Genomic DNA, 14,176 nt, shown 5'->3' on the forward strand with positions numbered 1-14,176 from the left:
CCTCGTCATTTTTTCATTTTACCCCTTTATTTATCTGATTTGATGAAAATTGGGTTTGAATAGAACCAAAGATCATTCCAAGGATTTTCACCTTTAGGATCTTTGACTGGCTCTAATTGATCAGTGTTAGTGCCACGTAAACGAATATAGCTATCTTTGTCCACATCTTTTAAAGTATAAGTAATGGTGATGTATTCACCGTCTTTTTTCCAATCACTTTCTGTGAAACGCTTCACCACTTTGGTTGTAGGATTTGAGGCAGTTGAGCGGTCTTCCACTTTTCCTTTAACTTCTCCCATGATTAAGTCGACACGTTGAACATTTGGCTTATCTCCGTGAGAGTTCGCAGTGTTGGGATCTTTGATACGAACTGTTACTGTTACATCAGATTTCTTACTTGGAAGTGCAAGTGTTTCACCGATGGATGCTGTATTTCCTTTTGCCTCTGCATGCAATGGTGATTTGCCTCCAGCTTGTACTTTAACATCAAGTTCTGAGATCAGGTCACCCGTGGTAACAAATACATTACCCTTACGAAGGTTTTCCATTACATCTTGATAATTTTTCTCTGCTTTTACATATGTTTTAGAATATTCACCAGGCCAGAAGTCACTTCCTCCATCACGCCAGTTAACATGTGAGTCAGAAGTAGCCGTAATCCACCAGTGTCTTCCTTCACCTAGCATCGAATCCCATAAACCGCCAACGATAGCCGTCATTTGGTCAAATCCACCCATTGTTGGTGCGTTTGCGTTTGAGTAAGCACCACGAGATCCGTTAGGGTCAAGAGAGCCATCTGGATTAATAGCACCTGCTTGGTGTCCAGGAGCTCCTTCCATTCCAATAGAGATATTTGGTGCTGTATCATTCCAATTACGGAACTCTTGTGGAGTATCTTGTCCCCATGCACCAACACCTGTCGCTGAACGGGATGGATGATGAGCGATAGAAATTGGAAGCTCATCCATTTGTTTCATATAATTCAGGGCTTCAATCATTTTTGATTCAGTGTTACGGCTTGGGTCATTTGGATAAGCCTCACGGGAATTAAACTTGCTTTCAAGATCATAAAGCACTTGTGATTCCTTTTCACCTTTTGGAATCATTAGAGTGCTGTGGTCAGCTGCTGGTGTGTCTAACTCCATTCCATAGAATTGAAGAACTTCAGGAACAGCTGCACGGGATTTTACTAATTCAGGATAAGCTTGTTCTAAGTTGACCTTGGAATGGTTAGGACCCCCATGATCTGTTGTCATCATCCAATCAAGTCCATACTTTTTACCATTTTCGGCATTTTTAGAGATTGGATAGATAGCATCCCCACCCCTAATTGGAGTTGGAGGATTGGTTGAATTGTCCCAACCTACACTCCATTCACTATGTACATGGTGGTCACCTGCAAGCCATGATGCACCATTCTTTTTCACTTCTTCTTTTGATAATGATTGTGCTTTAGCGCTTTGATTACCACCGTCATTAAATAAAGTTTGGGTTGTAATAGCCGTGGTTGCGAGAACTGTCGTTGCTATTAATGGTATAGCCTTTTTCTTGAACCGAGATTTCATGTTCATTTTCCCCCTTTAAATTCAAATCAATATTAATCATTGAGCATAAGAAGAGTTAACTACAAACTGCTCTCATTCTTTGATTAAAAATTAATTAAAATTCTCATCAGTTTTTAATCTTTCTGACTACTTAAATATAAATTAGAATTGTAAATCTATTATTAATGCACTGTTAAGAATTCCTTAATTTACTAATTTAGTTTGAACGCTAAGTTCCTTTCAATACCCATCTTAGAAACTTCAAACTAGGGGCTCAAATATAAAAACCCCTACATTTATTGTGAAGAGGTTTATAAAAAAGATACTTTACAAATTCAAAAAAACTCCATTTACTGAGGAGCCCTTTTTTTCAAAGTTGAAAATTAACGATTAACAGGAATGCTATCCTGCCAGTTAGCACAATAAGAAAAGGGAAATACCGCAGCATTCCCCTCTTTTACATAGGCACCCGTAGTTGAACAAGGAAAATTACTCTAAATACTCGTGACTTAGACTTGGATTTAAATATCTTCCCATTCCTGTTTTCAGCTTTTTTAATCCAAGTTTTTGATAGAATCCTACATTACCAGTTGTTGATATTAACTGTACACAAGAAACATTTCTAAGCATATCCAATAAAAACTCCATAATTTTTTTAGCTATTCCTTGCCTTTGAAAATCTCGATGAACCACTACATCATAAATTGCGGCATTAAAAACGCCATCTGTCATCCCTCTGCCAATCCCAATAATTCTTCCATTGACCTTTACTAAGGCTACGACATTACTTGTTTCGAAGACATGTCTAATTATCGCGTTTGTATGTTTCGTCCACCCAACAGAAGCATAAACATCCTTCATTTCATCAAGATTTGCATTGGCGAAATCACTATGAATTTCTATATCCATTTATACTCCCCCTATAATCGCATATCTAAGTTTTTTTAAAATTTTACCATAATATCAGTGTTTCTTCTTAAACTAACCCTGCACAGTTAGTGCAATAAAAAAAGCTGCTTCAATGACAGCTTCCTCTCTTAAACTCAAGCACCCATTTGTTTAAGTACAATATCTCACAAATTGGGAAAATCTTTTTTAAAAACTTGTCCTGGTTTTGTTTTCTGCCTTATAGTTAACACAAATTATGTTAAACTACGGTTGTCATAATTTCCCAAATAACAGATCGCTCATTGTTCCGTTAAAGGTCCAGTTTAATTGAACAAGGAATTGGCATGACACCTTAATTAGTGAGCTATCTACAACACGCCACAAATGAACCAAAGGGATTAAATTGGAGGGAATAGAAAATGGATGTAAAAACACTTTTGTTACAGCAATGGGCAAGCTGCTTAGATGAAGAAGACTGGTTTCTACCACTTGAAAAAGTGCTAGAGCATATCACTTTTGAACAGGCAATTTGGAAACCAGCTGATGGGGCAATGAATTCCATTTGGGAATTAGTTTGTCATTTACTTTTCTATGAAAAGAAATTTCTGATGCGATTTCTTGGTGAAACAGCGAATGAACCACAGGCAGAAAATAATGAATCTACATTTCGATTACCCACTAATACGTTAGAAAATTGGAAGGAAACAAAACAAGAATACTTTTTATGTTCATCGTGAACTTGGAAAAATACTAACAAACTCAGAACATGAAGATTTGTATAGACAGATCCCAGGAGAAGATAATTCATTAGTGCTTGAACTGAAGAGTTTAGCAATGCACGCTGCATATCATATTGGGCAAATTGTATTCCTTAGTAAAATGCAAGGAGCTTGGGCAGGGAAACGGAGCTTTTAAAAAAGCTTCATCAGGACGTCATTAATCATTCCGGTTTTCTATAAATTCTCTGTATGTGGGGATAACAGATAGCACAGCACAAATAATAACATTTTCAAGCATATTATAAGGATAGTTAAAAAGAAGAACCAATACATTGATAAAAGTGAAGCTGAAAATATAATCCCTTAAATAGGACATGATAATGACAATTCCTAAATACGCTTTTTCTTCATCCATTATTTTTCACCTCAATTTGTATTCGATTCCATTGTAGTTTGGAATATGGTTAAAAAGAAATAGAAAAAAAGTAAATGAATGGTTAAGTTATTGTAAATGAAAACCTTTAGTATTGTTTTATATTCATTTTGGAATCGATTGTAAGAATAATTGACTTGTGGAGTAGAATTAATTGGTCAAACCGATCTGCCATTGTTAGGGGAAAAGGAGATAAAGAAAGAGAAGCTTATTTTAATATCCGCTGTGAAATTTGGCTAAAAAGATACTTTGAACAACGCCAGGCTGGAGATACCATTTTTGTTACCGAACGGTATCCTCATCGAATGAGTATTGCCCAAATGAGATATATCATCAAGCGAATTTCAAAAAGGGCAAGCTAAAATAAAACGTTTCATCCACACCAACTGAGGCACAGCTATGCTACTCATATGTTAAATAACGGAGCCCCTCTTGAAGTCATTCAGAGTTTATTAGATCATGAGAAAAGTGAGAATACGAGGATATATGCACACTTAAGTGGGAGTTTAAGGTAAGAGCTTTATAGGAAGTATTTTAAAAAGGACACAAAAAAGCAATGCTGAAATAATGCATTGCTTTTATTCAAGTCTTGCACCCGTTAGTTTAAGTGGAGCCTTTCACAATTTGTTTGAAAATATCACCGTTAACTCCCAGCCTTTACTATCCCAATGATAATTAAAATTAATCCCAATAAAATTGCCCCACTCCCAATCGAGAAAATGAAATCAAAGAAAAATGAAATAGCCTCAAGCACCCGTTACTTTAAGTGCATTCTTTCACACTCTATATCCTAGTTTTCATACATTGAATCATCAACTTCAACAGTATATCAGATTAATCAACCACAAGTTTTTATGTAATGAATCAACATTTAATATTACCTCAAAGTGAAATAGGCACTTAAATCAGTGACAATGACCTAACAGAAATCATAATTTGTTGAAGAGAGTACAGGTATATATAATGGTTTCATTTAAACGAAACTGACCAATTACCCTCGTTCATCTCTCTATATAGGTGTATGACTAACCTAATTAATAAATAAAAATGGAGGAAAAAATGCAGAATCTTCAAAATGAACTTCAAATGTTAGGAATGGATAATTTCCAAGTTGGTAATTTAATTACCATTGATCCAAACATCAATGATCCGCGTCATTTTGGCGGAATGCGTTGCGGCGGCGGTATGCGTTGTGGTGGTGGCATGATGTGTGGTGGCATGCGTTGCGGCGGTATGCGTTGCGGGGGCTTTCGTTGTGGAGGATTCCGATGTTTCGGTTGCTTCGGCTGCTTCGGCTGTGGCGGCTGTGGTGGTTGTTATAGCGGATACAACGATTACAACGGTTACAACGGTTGGTACAATTACTAATTCACAAAAGAAAAAATGGATATCTATTGAAATAAAGTGCCCATGCATAATTTGCCGCAAGGGCACTTCTTTACTGATTATCATCTTGGACAAAAAATCGTACACTACCTGATGGTGCACAATCGTAACGATTAGGAATTCGTTCTTTCACTAACCTGCCCGTTAGTGGAAAAAGCAAAAAAGCTGCCGAAGCAGCCACGTTCTAAAACTCTTGCATCCGTTATCTGAATATAACTTACACTTAAATCCCACATTGGTTAATGATTTACTTTTTGCTTACTGTTCCGAATGTTTTCCGTTTGCTAACCCAATCTGCACAAAGATAAATTATTATATAAATTGGAAAAGAGTACAAATACTCCCAATGTATCATCGTGTAAAATCCTACGAGTTCAGATAATGGTTCTCCAATGAATGAAGCTAACGCACTAAAAAAGACAGCTTTTTTTATTGGAGACACTTCAGGTCTAATTTGCATAAATAATGTCATTGATACAGGAATAATACAAAAATCCCAGGGAAATATGAAGGGATCGTAGGTATTACTTTGCCTGTATAGTACCAAAATCCGCAGACAACACCAATAAAATCCATTCAAGAACTAATTATTATGATAAAAAAAGCAGAAAACATAAAACGGGCAGTATTCTCTTTGTCTCTATATCTCCACCATATTAGCCAAGGAATTATAGTTAATCCTAATGAAAACCACCAATCCCAATGTAAAAACGTGTGTTCCTTCCATAGTCAAAATATTTATCATTTGCTTTATCTACTTCTTTATATAATTCTCCAGCTTTTTTTGCCTTTTCCTTTAGATTTAAGAACACCACTTCTTGCTATTAGAAATTTTTATCTTATGATACTTAATATACTTTCAGCAAAATAGTTGGTAATTATTCTCCTTATCCTTCTTCAACTAAATTGCCCCGTTAACACAAGAAGCGACTGCTCAATTAGAACAATCGCCCCATTAAAATTTGAAAAAAATATATTTTTTCACTAAATTCTAATGTAATTTTAAATTTATAATAATCGACGGATGGTATTGTTAAATTGATAGAAATTTGTCGAATAATAGTGAATTCCAAAATAGAAATAGACCATAAACAGAGAGAGGTTTAAAGAAATGAAATCTACTGGTATTGTACGTAAAGTTGATGAATTAGGACGCGTGGTTATTCCCATCGAATTAAGACGTACACTTGATATCGCCGAAAAAGATGCGCTCGAAATTTATGTTGATGAAGACAAAATTATCTTAAAAAAATATAAACCAAATATGACTTGTGTTATTACCGGTGAAGTTTCTGACGATAATTATCAGCTTGCCGGTGGAAAATTAATTCTTAGTCGTGAAGGCGCAGAGCACCTTTTGAAGGAAATTATGGCAAGCTTTGAATTAGCAAAATAATATAGATTAAAATAAAAAGGCTCTAGAATCTTTGATTCGACAGCCTTTTTATTTTATAGGAAATATATGACCGTTCCTCAGCTAACCTGCCCCGTTACTTCAAACAACTTCAGTCATTTTTATCTTCCTCTCTTTGATACTTAACATCCTGATCACAAAGAAGAACCTTCCTTGCTCCCAACACCTTTTTCCCCCAAAAATCAATCCTTTCATCCTAACTTTTACTAATGATTAGCCCTCAAAATTGGAGATATAACCAACTAATATACAACTGCTTTCATATGCATAGTGATCAACTTATCAAGATCTTGGCTGCATTTGATAGTCATTTTATCTGCAAATCCATAAGTCATACCTAGTTCAATTAATTCTTTCCGTTTGTTCTCTATACACTCTGGTAATTCTCTTACTTGACTTGAAAAAAAGACTGTCGATTGCACTGTGCCCTCTCACCTTATATATTTTCCCTCTCTAGAAGAGCCATTTTATAACTACATGGTTAGTAAGGAACATTTAGCCCTAACCTTGTTGAAAATCATCATTCATAATAAAAATACCCAAACTGCATAATACCTTGTGTCCCAATGACCGATTTCGAGAAAATTCAGGGTAACAAAATCCTTTCAGAGGTTATCTATTTCAATGATTCCTTACTTAGCAATCGCTGCTGTTTAGGATTCTTACCACGATTTATTCATTTAAAAAATTGAGTAAGCGTATGTAACATAATCGTTAGTACGTTGTTGTAAAAAGCCCTCGAATTTCTGTTTAATTCGAGGGCTTTACTTTTTGAGTTATGACACCATTAAATCAAAAAAAACGATTTCCAAGCGGAATCGTCTTCAAAAATTTTTATTCAACAATCGCACCCATTAGCTCAAGAAGAAATTTATTATTTTTTGGAAAAAATCTTTTTAAAAATTACAGAAGCAATAATTAATGCAATAAAACCAAGTAATAATTTAACTATTTGCGTCATTATCCAACTATCCAATATATTTAAATCTTTAGTTAATATCATAACAACAAACATAACAAGAAAACCGAAAATATATTCCTTATTCAAAATTTGCCCACCCTAAAAATCAATTTCCCTGGTCAATTCGGAACAGAATTTGCTAGCGAAACAAATGCACAAGAGGTAAGACGACAAAACCAACAATCCCGGCAAAATAACAACCAAAACTCTTAATTTGTGACTTTATAAAACACCTCTTATCGTCCGGTAGGGGGTGTCTTTTTTATGAACTTTTTTTGAGGTTTGAAGTACAAAATAAAAATCCACTTTGCGTTTCTTGCTAAAGTCTATATCACTTACAAATAAGTCTCTTAAAATTGTCCATCTTTTGACGTTTTAGCTAAATACTTAAAAATAGATTCAACCGTTCTTCAGTTAGTGTTTTTTTCTTGCTAATGTTCGCTCCTCTTTTTCCTTGTATCTTTATTAACTTAATAGCTACACTGGTTATTCCAGTAGTGCCAAAGCCTGAAAAATAATAAACAACAAAAAACTAATTAGTTATAATACGGTTATTAACCCCATTCATACTTTCTCCTTAATCCAACAACAACTTCAAAATAATTATAAATCATTATTAAGTAATTTGTTTATTCTTCTTCCACTAACCTGCTCCGATAGTACAAAAAGAAAAGCCGCCTTCTCTCATTAAATTCGACCAATAATATATTTGAATTCTTAAACTATAGTCCCCGTTAGCCGTCCATGAAGCAGAGCTTCACCACAAAGAATGGAATTTAAACCCGTTCTTCCATGGTAGTTGAAGTACATTTGTTCACAAACTTAAATGATTTTGATATTTAATCGTATCGAAAAAGAATCTAAGAAAGTTTTGAGTTGCTCTTAATCCAGGTTATTGCTATTGCTGTTCCACAACCAAGCCCTAAACCCATCAAACCATACTGGCAGTAACTTTTTTTGAGCTCACCTTTTCTAATATCTTCTCTTTCGGCTTTATCTCTCTTCTGTTTCATACATATGAATTACTGTTTCTGTTCTTTTTTTCATTCCATATCTAATGGTTTTTGATAAGTCTTTTCCTAAATCAGTTACCACTTCACAAATATTCTTTTCCGCTAAACTCTAAAATATTTAAACCCTCGGATGCCTCTGGTGCTTCAAAAAATTTAGTAACATGAATAAACACCGCTTCCGTGTCAAAAGCTGTTCTTTCGGGTTGTTCGTTACGCCTTTGTGCAATTTGGCGTAAGCATTGCTCGTTATTTAGATTAAGGAAAATTAGTTGATGACTTGCATTGACCTCTGACGCCATATCCAAAAACCACTTTCGAAGTTTTTGAGTGTTAGCTGGAAAATCCATCACTACATCTGTACCGACACTTAATATGTTTTGGACATGCTTTTTCACCAACGGCTTGAGCTGCGCTGAGAATTTTAGATATTCCTCAAATGATCCAATCTGATTGGGATAAAGAGATGAAAGCCATTCATCCTCAGACAACAGTACCGCATGTTTATCTATCGCCAATTGTTTTGATTTAGTTGATTTTCCAGCTCCCATTTTTCCACAGAAAAAGTATAACGACCCCAATTGTTTCATATTTTTTAACCCCCCGCGCTTATTTTAGTTTAAACTTTTTACTTCGTTAGTTCCCATAGACATTCTCCTCTTATTAATATTTACGGGGATAGGGCTGGAGGGTGTTCAATTTTTGAAATAGTGCCCCTTTTCGAGATCCGAGATCAGAGTGGGGTGAATAGGACGCCATCCCAAAAGTTCCTGAGTCTGTACACTCGACCTAGGAATGTCGAGACCAGCAATTTCACCAAGAAAACCGAAGTGGTCATCTGCCTCTTCACATGAAATACTAACTACTGGCAGGTTAAGGTGCTTACCGATGACGCTCGCGATGTCACGAAATGGCACCCCCTCATCTGCTACCCCGTCAAGCTGTGAACCTGCTGGTGCCTTTTCCATCGCGAGGCGGTAAAGACGTGCGGCATCAAGTCGATGTACAGCCGGCCAGTGGTTGGATCCATCTCCGATGTAGGCAGAAACGCCCTTGTCGCGTGCGATATTGATCAGACTCGGCACGAAGCCCTTGTCTCCCTTGCCATGTACGGATGGCGCAAGCGAAACGATCGATGTCCGCACCCCACGCTTTGCTAGCGCTATCACCGCGTTATCCGATGCCATCCCATATGCGTGAGCGGTGGTCACGAACGGCTTTCCAGAGCCTTCTAGCGCCTCCCCAATCGCTTCGATAACGCGCAAATCGGTTGCAAGCGAGCCAGCGAAGTCCGAGAAATCGTGCTTAAACGCTAGGTGGATCACACCGTCCGCAGCAGCAGCGCCCCTACGAAGGGTGTCTAGGTCGTCAAGATCACCTCGTTGCACCTCGACCCCAGCTTCCTTTAGTATCGCTGCACCATTGTCTGAGCGGGTAAGTCCGACTTGATGTTGGAATACAGGAGGGCATTAAAAAATGAACCACAAAAGGCTCATTCTTTGTTAACCGCTCGACATACTGAGTAAGTCGTGCCTTGGTTTGACTACAAAATTTACCATTAAGTAACATTGTGCCTGTTGTTTCTACATTAAGGTTTATTCACACTACAGCCGCAGCTACGGCTCTTACTTAAACTCAAGCACCCGTTAGCCCAACGAGGACTATTACTATTTAACGTTATTAAGCTAGATAAACTTTTCCCCAATTGGTGTAACTATTCCATCCATACTAATAGAATTTTTCTTTTTACGATATTCTTCTAAGTCTTGTTCGCTTTTATTGTTAGCCCACTGTTGAAGAGTATCTCGTTCACCATTGTATGAATAAAATGGAACACTAAAACCACATGACGTTTTTACCGTTTCAATCTTTGCATGAATTATTTGACGAGAACCAGGTAGGATGTCAAAGCGCTTAGCCATGTCATCCCATTCTGGTGAATCTGGTAATACTACCTTACCTCTTCCGTATAGACGTAAAATCATCGGGGGACCTTCAAAAGCTAAGAACATAAATGTAATTCTACCGTTATCTATTAAATGGGCACTTGTTTCATTTCCGCTACCAGTTAAATCTAAATAAGCGACCTCATTTGGTGAAAATATCCTTAGTACATCATGACCTTTAGGGGAAATGTTAACATGTCCGTCTGTTGATAGTGGTGCTGAACCAACGAAAAAAATCCGTTGTTTTCTTATAAATTCTTCATGTATTGGTAGTATTGATGAATAAACTGTTCCCATAATATATTCCTCCTCGCCTCACCAATTGTTTAAAATAAAAAAGCCTACCATCTCATATATAAGAGACGATAGGCTTTACCTTCGTGGTACCACTCTTGTTGATTTGCTAATACAACAAATCCACTTTATAACTGATTACGGATGTCAACCGTTAAGACTTACATATCAGCCTTACCACTCATGGGCGAGTTGGGGACTTTATTGACTGTCTTTCACCAGCCGACAGCTCTCTCAACAATAAACATTCCTTAATACTCCCAGTCACAACGTTTTAATATTTTGTAATTTTCTCAATTTTATAATGTATTATTAAAATGGTCAACCATATTTTTCTATTTCTTATTCAACTAAATTTTCCAACCGGAAGATCGGCTTATTTCTTTAACTTTGTAAAGAGATGTACAGGAACGCTGCTAGTTACTTCAATAAGAAAGCATTACCGCTGTTCCAGTAATGCACCCAATTAGTTCAAGATCCCCCGTCATTTTTCAGGAAATTTAGGTAAGTTCTATCACCTTTGGAGGAGGGAAAATGTTAAGGACTACTCATTTTCATAAAACGCAATTCTTTTCTATAGAAAAGTTAAAAATCTATTATTCCAGAGATTCTCATGATGCTCAATGATTGTTTTAGCTCCTAGAAGGTCACTGTTAAGGGTGGTAGTTAACCCTTTTTTCATAAATAATTTATATCCTAATCCATGTGCCATTCTAACAGTTGTATCTACACAATATTCAGTTTGTGCGCCACAAATTTCAAGTTTATTTATATTTAATTTCCTTAGTTGCTCATTCAACTCAGTGTTGTAAAACGAGTTTGCATGTATTTTGTTGATATAGATATCTGAATCTTTAGCATCTAGTTCCGGAAATAGTTTCCATTCTGGAGAATTAAGAACTAGATCCGTATCATTATGTTGAACAAAAATTATAGGATTGTTTTTTTCGCGAAATAAACGAATTCGTTGATTAACTCCATTTAATACATTCGCTAAGTTATAAAGTGGAACATTTTCAGGCTGAACACCAATTTGTAAGTCAATAATTATTAATGCTGTATTTTCCATAATTATTATTCTCCTCATACCTTTTTTAATAATTAATCTACTTAACGATATCATACTTCAATAACTAGAGTTGTTTCATCTTCTATATGTACCTTTAGTGGTAGGATTACAATTTTTGTTGTTTTCTGACAATTTTCGTCGAAACTATTTCTATTTTTAGAAAATCCCCTTATAATTGCTTTCGTGTGATTTTTATAAGTAATTTTTACTAGGAGTAAGTACCCGTTATGAATAAAGAATCGTGTGAATCATTACTGTTAAATCAAATTGACTTATTAAAAAAGAAAATGATTGACCTTGCTAAAGGTACTGGAATTAATAGCTATGAAACATTAAGATGCAGTCAAGAGTTAGATACCGTACTAAATCTGCATATGAAACATTTTTCTCATAAAAATGAATTAAACACTGCTTCCTGAATTTGCAGGTTTTAGTCAGGAGTTTCCTGATTTTTTGTAAATATTTTTTTGTACGCACTTGTCCATTTTCTTATTTTCTTATTTACATATAATAAATTATCAGTTCATACCACAACCTTATTTTTTTCACTTTCCTTGAAAGCGTCATTTTTGGCACTTTTTTATATTGTGCCAGGGATGGCAACTATCTAGGTGGTGAAAGTCCACTGTGGGGGCTACACATCTAGTATTTAAAAAATCATTAGTGCAAATAAAAATCTTACCACCATTTATCACCTTTATCTTCCTTCGATTGCCTTTATTTACAATAAAAACTTACGTGTACTATACCTCTTTTCACTAGATACATTATTATTAAAATTTCCTATTTCTTCTACTATCCTGCTCCGTTTCGTTCAGTAAGAAAAGGTTGCCGAAGTTACTAGCACCAATTTTTCATTAAAAAATATTAAACCCGATTAATTATCAAGCAGTGAGATATAGTATCCATTGCTTTTTCATTATTCTTAAATATTTTGTTACTAAACAGACCATTTAGAACACTAACAAAAAATATCCACCAATAGAACGATTCACGCTCCTTTTAATTTCAATTCGGAAAAACGCATCAGTGTAACTTTATACTTGGGTTTCTCCTTCTTTCTTTAAAGTGTATTTCAAAGATAGCTGGTTTTTTAAATATAGGTTACCAAATTCCAAATCAAGGCTTAACTTTCTTTCCAATTTATCAATACTACCTCCATTTGCTATAAAAATTTCTAATTCTTTTGCTACATTTTTTCCTTTATTTTTACTAATATGATCACTTTTTGGTAACCTGTCCACTGTAATCACTTCGGGAGTTCTGTCTGCCCTATAAAGCCTACCTGGAACTTGTTTCCAAAACTCGCTCCACCCCTCCAATAGGCCTATGTCATTAAAATAATATCGTTGCACACCACATAGCCAAGCAGTACATGCGGTATTTCTTTTTTGACAGCCAACTTGGTCTTCTATAAATTCGCATCCAAAGCAACAGGAATTCCCACTATTAATACAGACCTTACAAATTTCATTTGCTCCAATTTCTTCAAAAATTTTTAAACCGTAATTAATTACTTCATCTTTCGTCATTTCAATACTCATATTTACCCCACATTTCAATAAAGTTTATATCTTTTTTCTAAGCGTTCAAAATGGGTTGATGTTGTTATTTATAAGTTAATGTATAAATCGTATGAATAAACTTCAAAGCACTTTATCTAAAAAACCTTTGACTTAATATAAAATCAGGTGTAGATTCATATTTATATATTCAAATAATCAGATATACATGTAGTTTATATGGTGAAGTGTTTCTGTGCAATATGACCAGCTATAATAATCGTTTTGCTAATAATGAATGAAGTCAGGTGAATAAAATGATAATGAGTTTTATTATTGTCGGGGTTTTGATTGTTTTAATTGTGCTATTCTTAAGTGTTATAACAACTTCCAAAGCATATACCTACAAGCATACGATAGACCCCTTGGAAAACAATCCAAATATAAGTGAAGATAGAAAGATAATAAATAGTAATAAAAAGGATTAAATGAACGGAGGATATGCAATTATGTCAAATTTACCAAATTGCCCAAAATGTAATTCAACCTATACTTATGAAGATGGAGTTCTTTATGTTTGCCCAGAATGTGCTTATGAGTGGACTTTAGATTCAAAAACCGAAAATAATGACGATAACAGGATTTTCAAGGATACAAATGGGAATGTCTTAACCGATGGTGATACTGTAACAATAATCAAAGACCTTAAAGTAAAAGGGAGTTCTTCAGTCTTAAAAGTAGGTACAAAGGTTAAAAATATCCGTTTAGTTGACGGAGATCATGATATTGATTGTAAGATTGATGGTTTTGGAGCTATGAAATTAAAATCTGAATTTGTGAAAAAGTTATAATGGACAAGAAAAAATGACCACCGCAGCGATCATGACACTTAACAAAAACAACCGTTTGTATAATTATATTTCTTCACAGAGTTATCTTTTTATATAATTCTTTTATTGCCTGATTTGTTCGGATTGTTTAGTTTTGTTTTGTTAGAGTTAGCTTTATTA

The 14,176-nt window shown here is 35.2% G+C and carries 17 protein-coding genes, 2 pseudogenes and 1 other annotated feature; of the genes and pseudogenes, 8 read left to right on the forward strand and 11 right to left on the reverse strand.

Going from position 1 to position 14,176, the window contains the following annotated elements:
• Positions 1 to 26: 26 nt before the first annotated feature.
• Together ACFQZ9_RS02605 and ACFQZ9_RS02610 are read right to left on the reverse strand one after the other, a co-directional pair.
• Positions 27 to 1,565 carry a phosphoesterase gene (locus ACFQZ9_RS02605; protein WP_498942192.1) on the reverse strand — a complete coding sequence of 513 codons (1,539 nt, stop codon included), beginning with the start codon at positions 1,563 to 1,565 and terminating at the stop codon, positions 27 to 29.
• A 468-nt stretch (positions 1,566 to 2,033) separates the two neighbouring features.
• Positions 2,034 to 2,453 carry a GNAT family N-acetyltransferase gene (locus tag ACFQZ9_RS02610; RefSeq protein ID WP_498942193.1) on the reverse strand — a complete coding sequence of 140 codons (420 nt, stop codon included), beginning with the start codon at positions 2,451 to 2,453 and terminating at the stop codon, positions 2,034 to 2,036.
• Between the two features lie 398 nt (positions 2,454 to 2,851).
• Between ACFQZ9_RS02610 and ACFQZ9_RS02615 the strand changes: the two genes are divergently transcribed.
• Positions 2,852 to 3,169, forward strand: coding sequence for a DinB family protein (locus ACFQZ9_RS02615; RefSeq protein ID WP_498942194.1), 318 nt, complete (start codon positions 2,852 to 2,854; stop codon positions 3,167 to 3,169).
• A gap of 199 nt (positions 3,170 to 3,368) precedes the next feature.
• Here the strand turns inward: ACFQZ9_RS02615 and ACFQZ9_RS02620 are convergent, their stop codons facing one another.
• A complete protein-coding gene (locus ACFQZ9_RS02620) occupies positions 3,369 to 3,566 on the reverse strand; it encodes a hypothetical protein (RefSeq protein WP_498942195.1) in 198 nt (65 codons plus the stop codon).
• Between the two features lie 167 nt (positions 3,567 to 3,733).
• Here ACFQZ9_RS02620 and ACFQZ9_RS02625 point away from each other — a divergent pair.
• Both ACFQZ9_RS02625 and ACFQZ9_RS02630 read left to right on the forward strand, forming a co-directional pair.
• A pseudogene (locus tag ACFQZ9_RS02625) lies at positions 3,734 to 4,099 on the forward strand (tyrosine-type recombinase/integrase); the annotation flags it as partial.
• A 580-nt stretch (positions 4,100 to 4,679) separates the two neighbouring features.
• Positions 4,680 to 4,952, forward strand: a complete 273-nt coding sequence (locus ACFQZ9_RS02630) for a heterocycloanthracin/sonorensin family bacteriocin (protein WP_498942588.1) — start codon at positions 4,680 to 4,682, stop codon at positions 4,950 to 4,952.
• Between the two features lie 265 nt (positions 4,953 to 5,217).
• Here the strand turns inward: ACFQZ9_RS02630 and ACFQZ9_RS02635 are convergent, their stop codons facing one another.
• Positions 5,218 to 5,550 carry a CBO0543 family protein gene (locus tag ACFQZ9_RS02635; RefSeq protein WP_498942196.1) on the reverse strand — a complete coding sequence of 111 codons (333 nt, stop codon included), beginning with the start codon at positions 5,548 to 5,550 and terminating at the stop codon, positions 5,218 to 5,220.
• 531 nt (positions 5,551 to 6,081) lie between these two features.
• Here ACFQZ9_RS02635 and abrB point away from each other — a divergent pair.
• Positions 6,082 to 6,366, forward strand: coding sequence for an AbrB/MazE/SpoVT family DNA-binding domain-containing protein (gene abrB, locus ACFQZ9_RS02640; RefSeq protein ID WP_498942197.1), 285 nt, complete (start codon positions 6,082 to 6,084; stop codon positions 6,364 to 6,366).
• 260 nt (positions 6,367 to 6,626) lie between these two features.
• Here the strand turns inward: abrB and ACFQZ9_RS02645 are convergent, their stop codons facing one another.
• Entirely contained in the window at positions 6,627 to 6,806 is a 180-nt protein-coding gene (locus ACFQZ9_RS02645) for an aspartyl-phosphate phosphatase Spo0E family protein (protein WP_498942198.1), read from the reverse strand.
• A gap of 452 nt (positions 6,807 to 7,258) precedes the next feature.
• The gene (locus ACFQZ9_RS02650; protein ID WP_498942199.1) at positions 7,259 to 7,432 is read right to left on the reverse strand and encodes a hypothetical protein; all 174 of its coding nucleotides are present in this window, start codon (positions 7,430 to 7,432) and stop codon (positions 7,259 to 7,261) included.
• Between the two features lie 30 nt (positions 7,433 to 7,462).
• On the opposite strand from ACFQZ9_RS02650, the pseudogene ACFQZ9_RS02655 reads away from it, so the two are divergent.
• Positions 7,463 to 7,549: pseudogene (locus tag ACFQZ9_RS02655) on the forward strand (gamma-type small acid-soluble spore protein); the annotation flags it as partial.
• A gap of 892 nt (positions 7,550 to 8,441) precedes the next feature.
• Here ACFQZ9_RS02655 and ACFQZ9_RS02660 read toward each other — a convergent pair.
• The 4 genes from ACFQZ9_RS02660 to ACFQZ9_RS02675 form a co-directional block, all read right to left on the reverse strand.
• Positions 8,442 to 8,945 (reverse strand): P-loop nucleotide/nucleoside kinase family protein, encoded by a 504-nt coding sequence (locus tag ACFQZ9_RS02660; protein WP_498942200.1) that lies wholly within the window; start codon positions 8,943 to 8,945, stop codon positions 8,442 to 8,444.
• A 105-nt stretch (positions 8,946 to 9,050) separates the two neighbouring features.
• Positions 9,051 to 9,743 carry an SDR family oxidoreductase gene (locus tag ACFQZ9_RS02665; protein WP_498942201.1) on the reverse strand — a complete coding sequence of 231 codons (693 nt, stop codon included), beginning with the start codon at positions 9,741 to 9,743 and terminating at the stop codon, positions 9,051 to 9,053.
• A gap of 297 nt (positions 9,744 to 10,040) precedes the next feature.
• The gene (locus tag ACFQZ9_RS02670; RefSeq protein ID WP_498942202.1) at positions 10,041 to 10,598 is read right to left on the reverse strand and encodes a pyridoxamine 5'-phosphate oxidase family protein; all 558 of its coding nucleotides are present in this window, start codon (positions 10,596 to 10,598) and stop codon (positions 10,041 to 10,043) included.
• Positions 10,599 to 10,656: 58 nt separating this feature from the next.
• Positions 10,657 to 10,872, reverse strand: a binding site (T-box leader).
• A 297-nt stretch (positions 10,873 to 11,169) separates the two neighbouring features.
• Entirely contained in the window at positions 11,170 to 11,664 is a 495-nt protein-coding gene (locus ACFQZ9_RS02675; RefSeq protein WP_498942203.1) for a cysteine hydrolase family protein, read from the reverse strand.
• 227 nt (positions 11,665 to 11,891) lie between these two features.
• Here ACFQZ9_RS02675 and ACFQZ9_RS02680 point away from each other — a divergent pair, with 227 nt between their 5' ends.
• On the forward strand, positions 11,892 to 12,083 hold the full coding sequence (locus ACFQZ9_RS02680) for an aspartyl-phosphate phosphatase Spo0E family protein (RefSeq protein WP_035424241.1): 192 nt from the start codon (positions 11,892 to 11,894) through the stop codon (positions 12,081 to 12,083).
• Between the two features lie 618 nt (positions 12,084 to 12,701).
• Here ACFQZ9_RS02680 and ACFQZ9_RS02685 read toward each other — a convergent pair.
• Positions 12,702 to 13,208 carry a DNA mismatch repair protein gene (locus ACFQZ9_RS02685; RefSeq protein ID WP_498942204.1) on the reverse strand — a complete coding sequence of 169 codons (507 nt, stop codon included), beginning with the start codon at positions 13,206 to 13,208 and terminating at the stop codon, positions 12,702 to 12,704.
• A gap of 281 nt (positions 13,209 to 13,489) precedes the next feature.
• Between ACFQZ9_RS02685 and ytzI the strand changes: the two genes are divergently transcribed.
• Both ytzI and ACFQZ9_RS02695 read left to right on the forward strand, forming a co-directional pair.
• Positions 13,490 to 13,654 carry a YtzI protein gene (gene ytzI, locus ACFQZ9_RS02690; protein ID WP_498942205.1) on the forward strand — a complete coding sequence of 55 codons (165 nt, stop codon included), beginning with the start codon at positions 13,490 to 13,492 and terminating at the stop codon, positions 13,652 to 13,654.
• A 21-nt stretch (positions 13,655 to 13,675) separates the two neighbouring features.
• The gene (locus ACFQZ9_RS02695) at positions 13,676 to 14,017 is read left to right on the forward strand and encodes an alkylphosphonate utilization protein (RefSeq protein ID WP_498942206.1); all 342 of its coding nucleotides are present in this window, start codon (positions 13,676 to 13,678) and stop codon (positions 14,015 to 14,017) included.
• The last annotated feature ends 159 nt before the right edge of the window (positions 14,018 to 14,176 follow it).

It is taken from the genome of Neobacillus sp. GCM10027624, from assembly GCF_042675345.1.
GTDB classification, from domain to species: domain Bacteria; phylum Bacillota; class Bacilli; order Bacillales; family Cytobacillaceae; genus Neobacillus; species Neobacillus cucumis_D.

Coding starts and splice junctions, on each gene's coding strand:
- ACFQZ9_RS02605 (WP_498942192.1), bottom strand. CDS start 1,565: ATGAAATCTCGGTTCAAGAAAAAGGCTATACCATTAATAGCAACGACA.
- ACFQZ9_RS02610 (WP_498942193.1), bottom strand. CDS start 2,453: ATGGATATAGAAATTCATAGTGATTTCGCCAATGCAAATCTTGATGAA.
- ACFQZ9_RS02615 (WP_498942194.1), top strand. CDS start 2,852: ATGGATGTAAAAACACTTTTGTTACAGCAATGGGCAAGCTGCTTAGAT.
- ACFQZ9_RS02620 (WP_498942195.1), bottom strand. CDS start 3,566: ATGGATGAAGAAAAAGCGTATTTAGGAATTGTCATTATCATGTCCTAT.
- ACFQZ9_RS02630 (WP_498942588.1), top strand. CDS start 4,680: ATGGATAATTTCCAAGTTGGTAATTTAATTACCATTGATCCAAACATC.
- abrB (WP_498942197.1), top strand. CDS start 6,082: ATGAAATCTACTGGTATTGTACGTAAAGTTGATGAATTAGGACGCGTG.
- ACFQZ9_RS02660 (WP_498942200.1), bottom strand. CDS start 8,945: ATGAAACAATTGGGGTCGTTATACTTTTTCTGTGGAAAAATGGGAGCT.
- ACFQZ9_RS02670 (WP_498942202.1), bottom strand. CDS start 10,598: ATGGGAACAGTTTATTCATCAATACTACCAATACATGAAGAATTTATA.
- ACFQZ9_RS02675 (WP_498942203.1), bottom strand. CDS start 11,664: ATGGAAAATACAGCATTAATAATTATTGACTTACAAATTGGTGTTCAG.
- ACFQZ9_RS02680 (WP_035424241.1), top strand. CDS start 11,892: ATGAATAAAGAATCGTGTGAATCATTACTGTTAAATCAAATTGACTTA.
- ACFQZ9_RS02685 (WP_498942204.1), bottom strand. CDS start 13,208: ATGAGTATTGAAATGACGAAAGATGAAGTAATTAATTACGGTTTAAAA.
- ytzI (WP_498942205.1), top strand. CDS start 13,490: ATGAGTTTTATTATTGTCGGGGTTTTGATTGTTTTAATTGTGCTATTC.
- ACFQZ9_RS02695 (WP_498942206.1), top strand. CDS start 13,676: ATGTCAAATTTACCAAATTGCCCAAAATGTAATTCAACCTATACTTAT.